The organism is Citrobacter sp. Cu096 (genome assembly GCF_030332285.1).
GTDB lineage: Bacteria > Pseudomonadota > Gammaproteobacteria > Enterobacterales > Enterobacteriaceae > Citrobacter > Citrobacter meridianamericanus.
Map to the genome: position 1 here is coordinate 1,844,327 of NZ_JAOWID010000030.1, position 17,315 is coordinate 1,861,641.

A 17,315-nucleotide genomic window follows, 5' to 3' on the forward strand; every position below is an offset into this window, starting at 1 on the left:
ACAAATCTTTACTTATTAAAAGAACTTCGGCATTATCTTGCCGGTTCAAATTACGGTAGTGATACCCCAGAGGATTAGATGGCCAAAGAAGACAATATTGAAATGCAGGGTACCGTTCTCGATACGTTACCTAATACCATGTTCCGCGTAGAGTTAGAAAACGGTCACGTGGTTACTGCACACATCTCCGGTAAAATGCGTAAAAACTATATCCGCATCCTGACGGGCGACAAAGTGACTGTTGAGCTGACCCCGTACGACCTGAGCAAAGGCCGCATTGTCTTCCGTAGTCGCTGATTGTTTTTAACGCCTGAACGGCGTCCAGATAATAAAAGGTCGGTTTAACCGGCCTTTTTTGTGGGCTGAGGCCAGGTATTTAATCCTCAATCATCCGCGCATATTCTTCCGTTAAGAAATCGACTAATGCGCGCACTGACGGCAATAATCCCCTGCGTGATGGAAAGACTGCGTGAATAATTTCTCGCTTCGGTTCCCAGCAGTCGAGTAATGCCACCAGCTCGCCTGCAGCTAATTGATCTTTTACCATCAACTGAGGAAGTTGCACAACCCCTACACCGGCAACAGCAGCTTCACGTAGCGCAAGCATATCGGTGGTGATCATTCGTGGCGTGAAGTGTACCTCCGCACGTGCTTCCTGCGGGCCAAATAACTCCCAACGATGCACATGTTTACCGGAGGCCAGGCTCAGACCCGGCCAGCGAGTCAATTCAGCCGGAGAATGTAGCGCTCCCATTTTCTCGATTAGCTGCGGACTGGCATACAAACGATGCCCCCTGTCCGCCAGAACTCGCATCACCAGATCGCTATCTTCAAATGGTCGAGGCCTGACGCGAATCGCCACGTCCAGACCTTCTCCAACCACATCAACACGGCGGTTCGTGGCCTCCAGTTGCACTGATACGTCAGGATAACGCGCCATAAAGCGGGCAAGCATTGGTCCGATATGCACATGCAGCAACGTAACCGGGCACGTCAGCTTCACAATCCCACGAGGTTCAACCTGCAGCGCGGCAATGGCATCCTGTGCCGCCTGCGCTTCCACCAGCATCGCCTTACAGTGTTCGTAAAAGGTTTGCCCAACTTCAGTCACGTTAAACTGCCGGGTGGTTCGCTGAATCAGTCGTACCCCCAACCGCTCTTCCAGTTGCGCTATCCGTCGGCTCAGTTTTGATTTCGGTTCATCAAGCGCCCGACCCGCCGCCGCGAATCCCCCTTCCTCTACAACATGTACAAACCATGCAAAATCATTGAGATCCGGCTTTGTCATCTTATTGTCCTATTTATGAGACAGTGAGGACTATTTTAGCGACTACTCAGCTCGCTGTCATGAATATAAGCTTATTAACATCAAGACAACGCCACCGAGGAGACACATATGAAACAAGTCACAGGCGTCTACACCGCACCTCGCCCGCACTGGGTGGGCGATGGATTTCCGGTTCGCTCGATGTTCTCTTACCAGTCTCATGCAGAACAGTTAAGTCCGTTCCTGCTGCTGGATTACGCCGGTCCACATACATTCGCGCCAGGTAATGAAAAACGCGGCGTAGGCGAGCACCCTCACCGTGGTTTTGAGACGGTGACCATCGTTTACAGCGGCGAAGTTGAACACCGTGATTCAACCGGTCGCGGCGGCATTATCGGCCCCGGCGACGTGCAGTGGATGACCGCGGGTGCAGGGATATTGCACGAAGAGTTCCACTCACCTGAATTTACCCGCCAGGGTGGCGAACTGGAAATGGTGCAGCTGTGGGTCAATCTTCCGGCAAAAGACAAAATGGCCGTGCCCGGCTATCAGGGCATCAGTAGCGATGTTATTCCCACAGTCGCCCTGCCAGATGACGCAGGCAGCGTGCGCGTGATTGCAGGTAACTATCAAGAGACAAAAGGCCCGGCACATACCTTTTCACCACTGAATGTATGGGATATGCGCCTGCAACGTAATCATCAACTTACGTTTTCCCAACCGGAAGGATGGAGTACCGCTCTGGTGGTACTGAAAGGGAATATCACTGTGAACGGCACCACGCCTGCCGGCGAAGCGCAACTGGTGGTGTTCAGCCAGCAGGGGAACACGCTACACATTGAAGCCACCAGCGATGCCTGCGTGTTGCTGCTGTCTGGCGAACCGTTGAACGAGCCGATTGTGGGTTACGGTCCATTTGTAATGAACACGAAGCAAGAAATCGCCGAAGCCGTACGCGATTTTAACTCAGGCCGCTTTGGCCAAATCTGAATCGAAGGAGAAGAATATGTCCAGTCCTGCAAACTTTAATGGCTCACGTCCGGTCATCGATGTGAATGATTCCGTCATGCTGCTTATTGATCATCAAAGCGGGCTGTTCCAGACCGTCGGCGATATGCCCATGCCAGAACTGCGTGCGCGTGCCGCCGCGCTGGCTAAAATGGCAACGCTGGCGAAGATGCCGGTGATTACCACGGCATCTGTACCACAGGGGCCTAACGGTCCGTTGATCCCAGAGATCCACGCCAATGCGCCACATGCCCAATACGTAGCGCGTAAAGGTGAAATCAACGCCTGGGATAACGAAGACTTCGTGAAAGCCGTCAAAGCAACGGGTCGTAAGACGCTGATCATCGCCGGTACGATCACCAGCGTGTGCATGGCTTTCCCGGCCATCAGCGCGGTTGCGGAAGGCTACAAAGTTTTCGCAGTGATCGACGCTTCCGGTACTTACAGCAAAATGGCGCAGGAAATCACCCTGGCTCGTGTTGTTCAGACTGGCGTCGTCCCGATGGATACCGCCGCCGTCGCGTCTGAAATTCAGGGGACATGGAACCGTGAAGACGCCGCTGAATGGGCGGAAGTGTATACCAAGATCTTCCCGGCTTATCAGTTGCTGATCGAGAGTTACAGCAAAGCCCAGGAAGTTGTGACTAACGGCGAAAAACTGGACTCTAAGCGCTAATCTTATCCTCCGCGCCTACCCGGGCGGAGGAATATGTACATTGCGTAACCAAACGAGAGTGAACACGTAAATTCTGCTTGACCGTTTTAGCGCAACTCCCTATAGTAGCGCCCCGTTGCCCCCCAAGCGGTCAGGCAGCAATACAATATGGTGAGGTGTCCGAGTGGCTGAAGGAGCACGCCTGGAAAGTGTGTATACGGCAACGTATCCGGGGTTCGAATCCCCGCCTCACCGCCATATTTAAAGAAGAGCTCGTACGCAAGTACGGGCTTTTTTTTTCGCATAATGCACAGCATGGCGGGGATGAGAAGCCCGGACCGGGGTTCGACTACTGGCGCAGCCAGTTGGACAGACTGCGAACGCGGCGCCCCTCACCGCCACATTCATTTCAAAATTAATCACTTAAGACGTAAAATTGGTTTTGCCTGCGTATATTCTTTTTCTGATGTGTTCTTTTCCCAGTTTATTGAGAACTTATTTCAACGGTGAAAAAAGTCCGGCTTTCATCCACTTCTGCAGCAAATTTGACTCTTTCCGGACGGACACAATGAGGGATCTGTGATCGCCCTGAGAAAGAGAATATAGCTAAGATGACCGCTCCAGCACAAAGCGCCATACATTTGCCGGCCAGAGCCATCCCTGACCATGAGTAAAACCAAGCATAATAGCCAGCATGCACTGCTCTGGTGTTTCGATGCCTTCTGCCACCAGACAAGTGGCTGAATCACTCGATGGATGAAGCCTCGGGTGAGAGAACGTATAGTTATCTATTTGAGACAGAAACTGTTGTCGTGAGACTTTCATACCCGACAGGGGTAATTTCCTCCCGGACAGTGTTTTCATCCATGCCGGGCTGACATCGTCAGCATAAACTTCAGCACCTGCAAACAGTAAGTGATTCAGGTTTTGACGCAAATAATCCTGTTCCTCAGAGCAGAGGTCTGTCAAATGTTCAGGATCCTGGATCTCCACGACAATACCATTCAGATTATTGCGACAAATAATCTCACACAAAGATCTCCTGACAAGCACCCTGACAGGGAGATTCAAAAAACGTTTTTTGGTAGTCAAACCTGAACTCAGGCGTAGCTGAAGTAAAAATAACTCTGCCAGTGAACCTGCAGACTGTTGGCGAAAAAAAGTCTCACTACAGATACCAGCAGAAAGCTGACTAAGAAATTCGTATCCCGTAATTTGACCAGAATGGAAACTGATCAGGGGCTCCGCTTTCATTCCTTCCAGGAAACGTAATGCTAAATGTTCTTCTCCCGCAATCATGGCACTTTCTGGTAAACGAATTCCCGATAATAGTTCATTACTAGGATACAATAATTCACACATCACGTTTTCCTGTTTTATTTTTGATTCAATTCGTTCTATAGCAATTAAGCTACCTCCCCTGAATCAATTAACATTTGACACTAAAATAAAGCCAGCTAATTTAAAACTAGTTTATACAGAAAAAGACTCTGTATTCTCTGACGCGAAAAAGACAATACTTTTAGTATAGACATACACATCAGACACTCACAGCTCCACACAACAATGAAAAAGGGATCTACCTGCTCAAAGATAAAAACCATAACTAATCACATTGATATTTTAATGAAAATTATCAATATACTGATGCCACGGTCATTAAAAAATATCTTCGCTCCCCAGTGACCAGACACGTGAAAAGCGCTTACAGTTAGCAGCGGTATAATGCACGGTATGACGAATATTCCGGTGCCCTAAATAGTCCTGAATCAGTCGGGTATCCAGGCCTTGATTAGCCAGGGCATAACCACATGAGTGCCTGAGTACATGAGGATGCAATTTAATAGGTAAACCAGCCAGCTCGCCATAGTATCTGACCAGCGAGTATACCTGCTGACGAGATATTCTGCTTCTTCTGGACGAAATAAAAAGCCAGGGCAAATCCTTACCATTCAGTTTCGTTTTTCGTATATCTAGCCATCGTAATAACCATATTTTCTCTTCTTTCTGAACAGGATGTGTTGTTGAGAACCCATTCTTTATTCTCCGGATATAGATCTCGCTACTTTCCAGAGAGAGACTTGAAAGCTGTATGTTTGCAAGTTCACTCACCCTGAGCCCATGGATATACATCATAATCAGTATACATCTGTCCCTGACATAATCATTGTATTCAGGAATAACACTCATTACTGCATTCCATTCTTCCTGTGTGATATAGCGCCTTGTTTTCATTGAAAAATCCAGAAGTTATTTTCGGAGTCAATATGGTAATTAAACAATTCCACAATTAACACATAATTCCGCAATAATGAAATATACAACATTTTTATCTTTTTTATTGCCGTAATTTATATTTTTATTCTGGTATAAATTTTTATCAGCAAGGGGTATACAAATTTTCACCTATAGCACATACTCATTTTTCAGAAAGCAAAACGGAACCTTTACAACCAATCCAGAACGGAATTGCATGTTAATGGCGACTACCGCTTCTGGCGGCAAGCTATGTTCCTGGTATTCCTTTACATCGTCAGGTTCTCTGGAAATATGTTCATTATTAATAAAGAAGTGACTTTTAATGAAGAAGACGGGTATCTGGAAAACCCGTCACTTAATGTTTCCGTTTTGATGGCGGCACCAGCTCGCAGATTACTTTTGGTTCTCATCACTGAACGCGGAAGCCCCGTGGAGCGAGACTATCTTTTCAGGACCGTCTGGGATGAACATGGACTGCGTTCTTCTCACAGTAATTTAAACCAGTACATCAGCATCTTAAGAAAAACTCTTGTACAGGCAGGATTACCCGATGATGCGATCATTACTATCCCAAAAATCGGTTTTATGTTTAACCCTGTTATCGACGTCAAGACATATGTCAGTTTTGCCGGAAAAAAAAACAGCAGAATAAAAAATTTATTTAATGATTTTTTTAACAGTCACTTATATTATCCGATATACATTTTATTTGTTATATCTCTTGGCTTAGCAACTTACCTCATTTACTTCAGCGATACCATTACAGCGTCTGCACCACTGATTAAAATTTCCGGATATCCGCCTGAATGTAATGTATATATGTTATCCGGAAATCCTTCAATAAAGGCTCCACCTATTGAGTTCGTTGCAAAAAGCTGCAATAAGAATCAGGATGTATTCATTTTTAACCATGCTGGGAAAAAAGAGGACAAACTTATTGTTTCGTGTGAAAAAGAAAAACCTGACTATTTTACTCATTGTCATAACAGAGTGGACGTGGCCGGATGAAAAAAATCATAATCAGTCTTGTCATTCTTTTTATGCTGGCAGGTCTAACCTGGTGGTTTATTCGTCATCAGTCTGGTACGGATCTACAGTGCCAGTCAACATTTGAAAAAAACACAGCATCAGGGAATCATGCTGCAGGTACCATTTCCGTACATTTTTTCAGTGATTATACGGGGGTGGCTAATATCACGGGAAAGATAGTAACTGAAAAAAAGTATTATATTATAAACAGGGAGATTGAATTTACTTACGACGTTATAGATATCCAAAAAGGTATGTTCAAAGTTAAGTCACAAAACATGAAGATACTTTTACGGGATGACATGAATGAGTTTCATAATGACGATATAAATCTGAATGCCGCCTCCAAAAGCAGTGATTATATCATTATAAAAAAATAAATAAGAATACTTGGTTATTTAACTCCCCAACATCACCGGTTATGATCTGTGTGTCTGAATAAGGACAGGGGTTTTGATTTTCAACAGATATAATAAACTCTCTCCCAAAGCAGTACTGTATAATCTGCTTATAGCTTAGCACCTGCTCTGTTCTGCATATTTGAATATGCCCACTCACCATAACTGGCGGGAGATGAGATACTCAGGCCAGGCTTTTCTGAACGAGCTGAAAACTTAGATATTGGTATCCAAAACATATGAATTACATTAAATGACACTCGAGTATGGCTAACGTCTCTTACAAACTGTAACAACGTTAAAGTAATAATTCTGGAGTAAAATATTCAGCACAAAATTAATAATATATTTAAAACAATGGCGTGCAGCTTTAAAAATTTCGATTCAGGCGTCATTTTGAATCATTACAATTTCAAATTCTGGACATTAAGATGTATTATATATAATAGAAGTATATGACAAATAGTTAATACCAACTATCTTACTATCTTTTAGAAAAGATCTTCAAATATAGTAGCTGTCATTGTGATAATGACAGCAGTATAGTAAGAGTACTTAAATGATTGAAAATAGGTAGTTTCACGATGTGATACCATTTTCGTATTCTCATCTGCAACATCAACCGATACTTGTCTGCTTCATACGTTTTACTCGATATACCTAACATATCCAAAGCCTGTCTCTGTTCCATATTGCCAAGGCATAATTGGGCCACTATGAGCTGTCTCATACTGTAAGAGGGCAACTCGTTGAATGTTCTGTTAACTTCTCGCATCAGCAGATCAATTACCTTTGAAGGGCTTGTATTTCTTGAAACAAAATAAACAGTAGATAATAATGGCAGGCAAGTAACTTTTAACATGGAGAAAAAAACAATACGTTGGAATTTTAATTTGCATAGTTTCTTTAAGCTATCCGGTGTAAAACTCCCGGTAAGAAAGGTATCAATAACAAGAACATCTCGAGGCAACTCTGTATCAGCTAAACATTCAATGCTATTTATGAGATTAATTTCTTCATCACCGATCACAGCTTGTATTCCTAAAAAAAAATAGTTATCCTTCGTAATAACATGAATCATTTATACCTCCTGTTAACTATTCAGTAAATTATAAACCAACAATAATTGACACCTTAATGAAAATTGATAGCAACAAGCTTATATCAATATAACACCATCATTCAGTCACAACATTTCGCTAAGTAATCTTAGAGATAAAAATCATTAACTCACGCATATCATTCACTACTACTTTTATCTCCCCTCTTAAGCACTTCACACTCAATACTTATTACCAATCAATCTAAAAAGGACAGCGATGTTCAAAATGCTGTTCCACATTAATCATATGCACAAAACAAAAATTTAATTACAATCCCACCCCAACTCCTTGATTAATAAAAACCATTATAGAATGGTGTTAATAATTATAATTAATAATATTTTAAATCCATCATCTTTAGTTGAGATGATCAATTTCTTTAGTATCCATACCATCATTAAAATTTTATTCAAATGCAGACATACTTCAATACTAGTCAGTGGTTAATATTAGCGTAGAAGCAACCTGACAAACTTCACCTGGCAGCGTATTTTGCGTTGGCTTTATTACATACTCGAGTTGTATCTTTTCAGTGCTTGCCGATTTGGTTTTGTACCCATCAGAAAATCCAACCGATATCTCCTGCCCACCACTTTTAGCCTGAACTGATACTGGATTTTCACCACATTTATCTGAGTCATTCTGGACACTAAACCTGGCCGGAACGGCGGTACTTATACTGAAATCGCCAGTTACAACACAGGATGAAGGCAATATTGCAGAACAGTTTAAAGATGTCGGCCCCGTAATTGACAATGATGCCTGAACCGGGACCAAAGGAGGAGCAACTATTTCCCCTCCGCCTAACGCCCCCCCGCTCACCGTATTACTTGCGCATGTTATCCCGCAAGGTGAACGCGCCAGGGTATTCATATCTGTCAGTGTCATGATGACATCAACACTTTTCTCACCGGGATTATCATCAGTCTCTATTGTCATATTTTTAGCTACCGTCCATTCAAAAAAAGGAGTAAGCGTATATGTGTCACCTGTTTTCAAACCTGGTGGGAAATTAACCCTTGGCAAAAGATAATCGTTATAATTTGTGATATGGTAAATTGACGAAATTTCAGAAGTACAACTACTTTCTATTGCCGCGCCATCACTACCAACATCACAGATAGCAAATGCTGCATTGGTATTGTTCCATAACAACCCAACCTTATCAGGAAAACCAGATATCATGCGAACATCCCTTCCACTTCCAATATTCATTGTGATAGTTGGCGTTCTCTTAACATAAGATAATATTGCATTCACATCATTAGGATATATTTTCTGCTGGGCTTTCGCAGTTATTGTAGGTCCCACCAGCCGTCCAACAGGTGAAAGATAGGTATAAGTAGCCGCATATGTTTTGAATCCAATAATTGATATCAGGCTCAGAAATGCCAATATTTTATTATTCATATCACACTCAACACGATTATTTTAAAAAACATAAAATTAATTTTATATAACAAACACAATATATAGATTAGTCATAATTTTTCTATGGAACAATAACATTGAATCTTAACATGGCGCTGGTTAGGCCACGTGGGGTATCTATTTCTACTTCCGTATTTGGCGTGATAGTACAGTTGCGACTTCCTGTGCCTGAGCAAAAGCGACCACTCTCTTCAGAGGAACCACTCCCGTCCAGCATGACTTCTTTCCCATCATTATCTGTCAACCACAGTTTTACGGGGGTTCCGGAACTTCCTGCTGGCCCGGTCATATCAACGCGATTATTGCTCCCCGCGCTCAGACTTCCCTGAACAATTTCAGCATATAACGCAGTTATAGCTGCTGGCAGTGGACAATCCAGCCGGATAATGAATGGGGGATAACTCTGCGCACCGGGTAAAATCGCCCCCAGGTTTACACGATCAGGCATTGTCAATGTACACGGAGGTGCGGTGAATCTTGCCGTAACAGTAACCCGGTTACTGGTAGTGACAGCGTTCGCGGAATTAAAGACCGAGAGCAGGATGATACACATAAATATGTTAAACAGTTGGTTATTTAATATCATATTTCACCGCGCCGCCCCAATCGTTAAGGGCTATAACACTTACGTCTTTAAGATTTGTGTGCCCGGTATTCACTTCTGAGTACGGGGCCAGTTGTGCAAGTGCACGCTGCACATTCGCATTTAGCTCGATCTCTTTCCCCTGGCTTTTCAGTTTCGTGACCGCAAAATAGTAGGGTGTCGGGTTCTTTATCCAGACCCTTCCATCCCGATTCGACAAAACCAGCTGTTTTTCTGCATTTTTACGTCCTTCAGCCAGAGCTTTTGGGCGGTAAATCAGCTTAACCTGGGTATTCATTGCTATGGCGATCACGCTACCATCAGTTTCTTTGGGTTTTGGCGGAATCTCTTGAACATTAAGACGAAATAAAGATTCCTTATCTGACGGCAAAGTCGGGTTTACATTCATTAATCGTACTATCTGTTTACCTCTCGGCCCAATCCTAAAAAATGGTGGAGACGGTACTATAAAAACATCCGCTTTACTCTGCGATATATTTTCAATCCACACCTGAGCTCCATAGATATCATCTGAGCTGCTACTTACTTCAAAGGAAATATTTTTCTTCCCTTCTTCATAAATAAAACGAGTTCCATTAAGAGTAAAAGCAGCTATGGCAGAACCAGCAAAAAATAATGTCATAGACGTCGTCATGACTGCTAACTTAAAAAACTTCTTAATACTATTCACAACGAATCTCCTGAACTGTTCCTATATTTTCCTTCAACCCTACCGCACTAAATCGACATATTTTTCCAGTACTTTGACTTACTGTAATAGTTTTCGGGGCGGAGAGCAGATTCATCAGCAAAACACCATTACGCGTGACAAAACCAGCATCCAGCCCCTGCTCCGTGGTTGCGTTTCCACCAGTAATTTCATTACCCTGCATATCACGTAACCGAACGATATAACGCCGCACTTTCTGGAAATCAAATTCGCGGTAGATAATTGCTTTTTCTGTTGGAACAACATTATAGGAAGTATTGAGCAACTCAGCGCTTTCCGGTACGTTTTCCGGATTAATGCTTATCGTTGTAGGGTTATATCCTGTCAGGTAAAGCACAGTATTTCCGCTGCTGTTAGTTGGAAGTGAACCATTGAATGTCACTCCTGGTGTATCTCTAATTCTGACAACTGCTACAGTGTCTGAAGATTCTCTTGTGAGCAGTAGACCCGTTTGCCTCGTGGCAATGGCTGTACCAGAGAGATTTCCGGATAAAGTGGTTGCATCTCGGCTTTGTGAAACTGCTAAGTTAGTCTGAATTCGGTCAAAGGCATAACTAGCCGATGCACCAACTGTATTATTACTGTGTTCATCCATTCCAGCATTAACACTGTAACTAAGGCGTTCATCCAGAGCGGCCGATATGTTGGTATTAAAAGAGGTACCATTGTATCGGCTGTAGCCGACTGAATTACTGCTGTTATGACGAATACCTCCCAGCGTAAACGGGATGCTTACACCCAGGGCACCTGAATACTCATCTGTAGTTGACCATGCATTACGTGAATAGTTTCCGTTAATGTAGAGCGATACCCCGTCAAGTATTGTGGTGCTGACGGACAATGATGCTCCAATAGCATCGGTGTTACGATTCCAGTAAGATTGCTGCCAGAACGCGCTGTTAATATAAATGTTATCTATCCGATGGGACAGTCGGGCTTCATATCGCGCCTTCTCTTTGCCATCAAACCAAATGTAGTGTTCATTAAAGCCCAGGCCGTCCGGATCATAAATCTTTCGTCCCTTTCCGTCCTTAGGATTCCAGTTCACAAATTCGGTATATCCAGGGCTCTGATACCTGTACGTCAGTAACTGAATATCTGTCTGGTTAGTGAAACTTTTTGCATATTTTAATGTTGCGCTTATTCCCTGGCGTTGAGAGTTATTATCATACTCAGCCCGCGCCCCATTTACACTTAACGCGACAGCGCCGAGTTCTCCCATTGATTGCGTAAGCCCAACTCCGGCGGCCTGATAACTGTTATGCAACAGAGTAGCGATATTAAGCGTGGTCGTTGGTAACCCCCAGTCGAAACTGGCCAGGCCAAAAGTGCCATTTCCTGAGGAGAAAGCATCCCCTAAACGATTAGAGTCGTTACGCTGTCCAACAGCAAAATTGTAATTATATTCTCCAGGACGTAGAAGCGAAGGCAGGGTTGCTACAGGATATTCAGTTACAGTTTTACGACCACTATTATCCTCTACTGTTACAACCATATTTCCGTTACTGGTAGAATTGATGTCATCGAGACGATATGGACCTGGAGGTATCACGCGAGAATAAATTGTATACCCGCCCTGAGTCACTGTAATTCTTGATGTGGTAGAGGCTACTCCGGAGATAACTGGGGCATAGCCGCGGGTGAGCCATGAGCGCATGTTGCTATTAGAACGCAATGATATTCCATAAAAACTAAAGTCGCTGAATAACTCAGTTCTTGTCTGTGAACGCCCGAGCAGTAAATCCCCTTTAACCTGGCTAATAGCGGTAGAAAGGGTAAGATTATTCGTAGTGAATTCATTTCCCCACAAATTGCGTTTAGCATTCATGTCGCTGGATAAAATCCAGCGGCCAATATTGAGGCTCGAATTGAAACTACCATAAGCATTGAGAGAATCATTGCTGTAGTTATTATTCTTATTTTGAACGTTTTGATTAAAGTTACCACTGTACTTCAGACGCAGACCATTTATGCCATAGTCCCAGCGCGTAGCATCATTTTTTTCTGTCATCCACGCCTGAGGGATACTGAAATCCAGAGATTGAGCTCCAAGGTCAAAATTGACTTTTGAGGCCATTTTCTTTCCAATTGAATAACAGCCGCGAATGGAATCAAATGTATCCTGGTAAGCTTCCGGTTTGAAAAAGATACCCGCACTGTGGAGCCATTCCGGGCTGAAGCAGGGTTGTCCAGCCTGCTCATCTTCCGCGCTAATCTCAAATGGCATTCGTCCGGTGCGGGATCCGTTGAGAGAAACGTCGACGTAGTATTGACCTGCAGGGTATTTTACACCGTCTTTCAGAACAGAGGGCACATCTGTGATTCCCTGTAGAAATGCCATATTCAGTTCGGTGGCAGATGCAAAGGAAGAACAAATGCTTAGTGCCAGAAGAGACAGCGCAGGTTGTTTTCTTGCTATGTTATATTTTGTACTCACACAGACCTGCCTTCAGAGCAAAAGAGAAGAACAAGAATAAAATTGCTTTAATAGAGGAAGACCCTGCCTCGTACTTATACCGCTTAGTACGGGCAGGGATTGAAATGACTTAGTTGTAAGAAACTACGTAAGCAAGAGCAGAGCGGTAATCGCCTGCCTGGGTACCACCTATCAGTTGCGCAGTAAATTGCGCGCCTTTGGCAGGGTCATTCAAATCAGTCAATGTTACATCTGATGTCGTGCGGGTTTTATCGATATCATGAGCACCTCCAACTGCATTTACTGCACGCAATTTTACGATGGCATCGGTTGCTGTTCCGCTTTGAGGCACCAGTCCAGAGGCTTCCAGAGGTCCAGAAAATGCAAAAGAGGCATTACTCATAGCAACTGGATTACAGGTAGTGCCCGCCTTCGGTTTCAGAGAAAAATTCACTACCGGACTTTGGTTAGAACCAGAACCAGCCGCTTTTGTAGAAGTTGTAACATTACCCAATTGAACAACGCTACTTACTGCACCAGTATCTGCAAGCGGCACAATGTCGCAAGTTGTGTCAACAACAGCTCCAATAAACTGGACATCACCACTATTTGGTGCTGCAAACGCTGATCCCGATAATACCGCCAGAGTCAGTGTGGAGACCTTCAGTAATTTTTTCATTTCATATTCCTTATTAGGATGCTGATATTAAGCATGCTTTTTGATATTACTTGCGATGTATTTTTCGATGGAAGAAACCATCAGCAACTCTATTATTAATTAACAGGATTACTGATGGACTCTTACTTGAATAAATACAAAGCTACCGCACAAATTTTACAAACCGTAAAATTTTAATTTTCAATCATTTTGCTTATCCCCTTCCTTTCAAACCCTCACAGCGATGTTTTTTTGACCTAAAATAGGAACAGTTGGGACCATTTTGACTCATTGGCATATATCACTTAAAATTAGACAAAAAAAAGGATATAACACTTTACACAGACGCAATAACAGATAAAATCAGAATTTACACCTGATTTTAAATGATAGTATTTTGCGTTTTTATTTAGAGTGTTAAATAATATTCCACAAGGAAGTGGTATCTGTTGGGCGAGATAAAACTGTGACTAAATAAATAAAATATTTAAAATCAATTAATTGAGGTTTTTTTTAGAAAAAAACTGGCTGAGGGATTGCCTTGCAAATAGTCTTGCTATTAAGATGTGCACAAATTGGTCCCAATTGACCAGTTTTAATTCGCTTTCCAATATCATCTCTACTGATTCTTTCGCGTTCCCACAACCCATTGAATCGCGCTGCATTGCTGGCCGTATAGCGTACAGTGTGACGAATATTCCGATGCCCCAGATAATCCTGAATCAGACGCGTATCCGTGCCCCGTTCCGCCAGTTCATACCCGCAGGCATGACGCAACATATGCGGCGTGGTGCAGGTAACGGCACCTGCCAACTCTCCAGCAGCGCGAATGATACGGTAGGCCTGTTGCCTCGAAAGCATCGTTCCCTTTCGTGAAATAAAAACAGTATCCGTACTGGCAGCATGCCTCCAGGTGCTGCGTACCCGTGTCCATGTGCGGATCGCATCCAGTTCATCATCTATCAGCGGGTGTACCGTAGAAAATCCGTTCTTCAGACGGTTAACGCTCATTCGTCCGGCCTCGAGATCCATATCTCTGTATCGCAGACCTAATAACTCACTAATACGCATACCATGACGAAATGCCATGAGAATAAGGCAGTAGTCCCGGGCTCCGTTATTGCCGTTGCGGACGGCCTCCATCATGCCCGTAACCTCCCGGGCGGTTAGAAAACGACGTCGTGTCATAGGAATGACTCCTTCTGGTTTTTAAGAGGTGAAACCTTCGATCGTGCATCCTGTACCGGCACATACCGGTCAGGTCATCACAATCGACATGACCGTGCAGGAACCGCCGTATTTCAGGCTCGGGGTGGCGTCATGCGCTCTTATCCCGTACCACCACAACTTAGACCTTCAGCCAGGTGGTCAGGCCCGCACAATAACTATGATGGCGGAAAGTGATGCCCCGGACAACCTGGCGAGCATGACTACCGGCCCGGAACTGGCGTTTTCTAAGCGGTACAGCACCAGACTGGGACCACATCAAAAACCCACTCCACCGACCAGATGACAATAACGTTAATTGTTGATACAGATCAGTTTTGCACTATCGACTAATATGGCATAACTGACTGCGCTAACTATGAGGTTTTTAAAGACCTTTATGTTTTATTTTCTTTCTGGTGGGAGTCGCCTGCGACTCCCTTTTTTTAGCCATCATGACAGAATTACGCCTGAGCGTATTATGTAATGATAGCTATAGCGCATTATAACTTCCCCCTGGGACAGGATACTGCTTTTTTATAATGCGAAATATTAAAATCACCTTAAAATAAAACCCTAAACATGGATATTTAAAATAAAAACACAAAATACCCCCCCTAAAAATTGTTAGCAAAATAAACATTACATTCATTTCCATTAATTAAAAAGAAAACCAGGCAATAATGAGATATACCGATAATTCTGTCACATTAAAATTTTTCTTTAACCCAAAAGACACAGTCACTCATCCAATAGCATGGATAAGTAGTGGGGATAAATTCAGAGATACGCAGTGCATTCGTGCGTATATTGGCGCTCAGTTACTCGCCAGAAAAAAGTCCCGGGAGGCCGCTTTTAGGTAACATTTCAGTATTTAACCCTGCGTATATAGAAACACATAGTTGTCAGTGAATGCCTCTGTGAACTATTTTGAGGGAGCGATGCCTTACAGCAAAGTACTATCCCGGATAGTCCTAAAAAATAACGTCAGAAAGCATTATTTTTATCACCCAACCGCTATCAGGAGTTACCTCTTGGATATCACTCATAATTATCTCATTCGGTTGCTGGCAAGATTACAAACTTCCCTACGCTCGCACGTAACTAAATTCACTACAGCGATAGCCAGTGAATTAAAAGCTTGACCTTCCCCCTGATACGAATCAATGATGAGTTATCACGTCCAGTATGTATTTTTCTTCCATTACAGCCTCGCGCAACGCGACTGCAATATCATGCCCTTCACGCACGGAAAGCCAGCCATCCACAGCGCGATAACATGCACATTAGCAATGCTTTCCGGATGTCAGACCTTACCACTGGCTGACTACACCATTGCACTGCCGATCACGATCAAAATCACGGGCCTGTTTGCAGGATGCGGCATTCCGGCAACTCGGCCTGTTAAGCGAAGCGCCATCAGGCATGGTCGTTATTGTCGGCTGAGCAGCGTTAAAACCTCATAATGCGCGGTGTGTGGGAACATATCGAAAAGCTGGACGCGCTCAATGCGATACCCTGGTAACTCACGAATATCCTTCGCCATGGTTTGCGCATTACAGCTGGAATAAATGATAAAACGCGGTGCCATGTGAGAAAGAAAATCACACAGCGGTTTGCCAATTCCCCGACGCGGCGGATTCACCAGCACCAGGTCCGGTACTTCGCCCTGGGCGGTGGCAAACTGAGTCGAATCCAGGGCCTGAAAATGCAGATTTTGTAACCCAAGCTCCTGCGCAGACTGTTTCGCACAGGCAATCGCCTCTGGCGCGATTTCAATCCCCGTCAGTTTCATCTGCGGCGTGGCGCAGTGCAGACCAAAGCCCCCAACACCGCAAAACAGATCCCACATGTGATTAACCGGAAGCTGACGCACCCAGTCGCGCGCCGTGGCATACAACTGCCCCGCCACTACCGGGTTGGTCTGGAAGAAGCTCTGCGGGCGAATCCACAACGGTACATCGTTAAAACGCTCCGCCAGCGCCTGTTGTTCCGTCAGGTAGATTTCACTATCCCCTTCCATAATTGCCATATGCACAGGCTGTATATTGGCAGTGATCACTTTTAACTGCGGAAGCTGTGCCTGCAGCCATGGTAGCGCCGCGCGCAGTTGTGCCAGTTTCGCGTCGGAACGCAGGACAAAACGCAGCATCATGCCGCCATCGAACCGGCTTTCTGTTAACAGCAGATACTTCAGCTCCCCGCGTTTTCGCGCCACGTTATAGGGCGTTAATCCCGCACGGGCAATAAACGGTTTGAGTGTGGCAAACACGGGCGCAAAAGACTCAGGATAAAGCGGACAGTCGCACAAATCCTCAGGTATACCGTCACGATGCAGCATTCCCAACAGCGGTTTCTCTACGCTGCCGCTAACCACCATTTTTGCTTTATTTCGAAAAGCGCTTTCCGGGCCGCTGACTGGCGCGCACCATTCACCGACCGGATTATCGGCCAGCAGATTTTGCAGATCGGCTGTTTTGGCGAAGAGTTGATCGGCGACTGGCTGTGTTATCCACTGACAGGAGCGACAGCGTTCGGCGTCATAAAGTGCGCACTGCATACAAAAACCTAC

Annotated in this window: 16 protein-coding genes and 1 tRNA gene; 6 read left to right on the forward strand and 11 right to left on the reverse strand. The window is 44.3% G+C overall.

Going from position 1 to position 17,315, the window contains the following annotated elements; all coding sequences use genetic code 11:
• Window positions 1-78: 78 nt before the first annotated feature.
• On the forward strand, window positions 79-297 hold the full coding sequence (gene infA, locus OGX99_RS23245; RefSeq protein WP_002211347.1) for a translation initiation factor IF-1: 219 nt from the start codon (window positions 79-81) through the stop codon (window positions 295-297).
• Between the two features lie 79 nt (window positions 298-376).
• Here the strand turns inward: infA and OGX99_RS23250 are convergent, their stop codons facing one another.
• A complete protein-coding gene (locus tag OGX99_RS23250) occupies window positions 377-1,288 on the reverse strand; it encodes a LysR family transcriptional regulator (protein WP_286545216.1) in 912 nt (303 codons plus the stop codon).
• Window positions 1,289-1,396: 108 nt separating this feature from the next.
• Between OGX99_RS23250 and OGX99_RS23255 the strand changes: the two genes are divergently transcribed.
• The 3 genes from OGX99_RS23255 to OGX99_RS23265 all read left to right on the forward strand — a co-directional run bounded on the left by OGX99_RS23255 (window position 1,397) and on the right by OGX99_RS23265 (window position 3,188).
• On the forward strand, window positions 1,397-2,257 hold the full coding sequence (locus OGX99_RS23255) for a pirin family protein (protein WP_286545218.1): 861 nt from the start codon (window positions 1,397-1,399) through the stop codon (window positions 2,255-2,257).
• A 16-nt stretch (window positions 2,258-2,273) separates the two neighbouring features.
• Window positions 2,274-2,951 (forward strand): isochorismatase family protein, encoded by a 678-nt coding sequence (locus OGX99_RS23260; RefSeq protein WP_151218812.1) that lies wholly within the window; start codon window positions 2,274-2,276, stop codon window positions 2,949-2,951.
• Window positions 2,952-3,100: 149 nt separating this feature from the next.
• Window positions 3,101-3,188, forward strand: a tRNA-Ser gene (locus tag OGX99_RS23265).
• A 348-nt stretch (window positions 3,189-3,536) separates the two neighbouring features.
• On the opposite strand, the gene OGX99_RS23270 is transcribed toward OGX99_RS23265, so the two are convergent.
• Both OGX99_RS23270 and OGX99_RS23275 read right to left on the reverse strand, forming a co-directional pair.
• Complete coding sequence (locus tag OGX99_RS23270) at window positions 3,537-4,292, reverse strand: EAL domain-containing protein (protein WP_187260367.1); 756 nt, start codon at window positions 4,290-4,292, stop codon at window positions 3,537-3,539.
• A 297-nt stretch (window positions 4,293-4,589) separates the two neighbouring features.
• The gene (locus OGX99_RS23275) at window positions 4,590-5,165 is read right to left on the reverse strand and encodes a tyrosine-type recombinase/integrase (protein ID WP_187260368.1); all 576 of its coding nucleotides are present in this window, start codon (window positions 5,163-5,165) and stop codon (window positions 4,590-4,592) included.
• A 315-nt stretch (window positions 5,166-5,480) separates the two neighbouring features.
• Between OGX99_RS23275 and OGX99_RS23280 the strand changes: the two genes are divergently transcribed.
• Together OGX99_RS23280 and OGX99_RS23285 are read left to right on the forward strand one after the other, a co-directional pair.
• Window positions 5,481-6,197 (forward strand): winged helix-turn-helix domain-containing protein, encoded by a 717-nt coding sequence (locus OGX99_RS23280; protein ID WP_286545221.1) that lies wholly within the window; start codon window positions 5,481-5,483, stop codon window positions 6,195-6,197.
• Window positions 6,194-6,598: a hypothetical protein gene (locus OGX99_RS23285; protein WP_286545223.1), complete on the forward strand. Its 405-nt coding sequence runs from the start codon at window positions 6,194-6,196 to the stop codon at window positions 6,596-6,598. The genes OGX99_RS23280 and OGX99_RS23285 overlap by 4 nt, the downstream gene beginning before the upstream one ends.
• A 538-nt stretch (window positions 6,599-7,136) precedes the next feature.
• Here OGX99_RS23285 and OGX99_RS23290 read toward each other — a convergent pair.
• The 8 genes from OGX99_RS23290 to rlmC all read right to left on the reverse strand — a co-directional run bounded on the left by OGX99_RS23290 (window position 7,137) and on the right by rlmC (window position 17,303).
• A complete protein-coding gene (locus OGX99_RS23290) occupies window positions 7,137-7,697 on the reverse strand; it encodes a hypothetical protein (RefSeq protein WP_252838056.1) in 561 nt (186 codons plus the stop codon).
• A 454-nt stretch (window positions 7,698-8,151) separates the two neighbouring features.
• Window positions 8,152-9,129, reverse strand: coding sequence for a hypothetical protein (locus OGX99_RS23295; RefSeq protein WP_252838055.1), 978 nt, complete (start codon window positions 9,127-9,129; stop codon window positions 8,152-8,154).
• A gap of 593 nt (window positions 9,130-9,722) precedes the next feature.
• A complete protein-coding gene (locus tag OGX99_RS23300) occupies window positions 9,723-10,415 on the reverse strand; it encodes a fimbrial chaperone (protein ID WP_420869096.1) in 693 nt (230 codons plus the stop codon).
• A 1-nt stretch (window position 10,416) separates the two neighbouring features.
• Window positions 10,417-12,900, reverse strand: a complete 2,484-nt coding sequence (gene pefC / locus OGX99_RS23305; RefSeq protein WP_286545226.1) for a PefC/AfrB family outer membrane usher protein — start codon at window positions 12,898-12,900, stop codon at window positions 10,417-10,419.
• A 109-nt stretch (window positions 12,901-13,009) separates the two neighbouring features.
• Window positions 13,010-13,558 carry a fimbrial protein gene (locus tag OGX99_RS23310; RefSeq protein WP_187260375.1) on the reverse strand — a complete coding sequence of 183 codons (549 nt, stop codon included), beginning with the start codon at window positions 13,556-13,558 and terminating at the stop codon, window positions 13,010-13,012.
• Between the two features lie 492 nt (window positions 13,559-14,050).
• On the reverse strand, window positions 14,051-14,725 hold the full coding sequence (locus tag OGX99_RS23315) for a tyrosine-type DNA invertase (protein ID WP_187260376.1): 675 nt from the start codon (window positions 14,723-14,725) through the stop codon (window positions 14,051-14,053).
• A gap of 160 nt (window positions 14,726-14,885) precedes the next feature.
• Window positions 14,886-15,023, reverse strand: a complete 138-nt coding sequence (locus OGX99_RS23320; RefSeq protein ID WP_286545230.1) for a hypothetical protein — start codon at window positions 15,021-15,023, stop codon at window positions 14,886-14,888.
• Window positions 15,024-16,175: 1,152 nt separating this feature from the next.
• Window positions 16,176-17,303 carry a 23S rRNA (uracil(747)-C(5))-methyltransferase RlmC gene (gene rlmC / locus OGX99_RS23325; RefSeq protein WP_151219653.1) on the reverse strand — a complete coding sequence of 376 codons (1,128 nt, stop codon included), beginning with the start codon at window positions 17,301-17,303 and terminating at the stop codon, window positions 16,176-16,178.
• Window positions 17,304-17,315 lie beyond the last annotated feature (12 nt).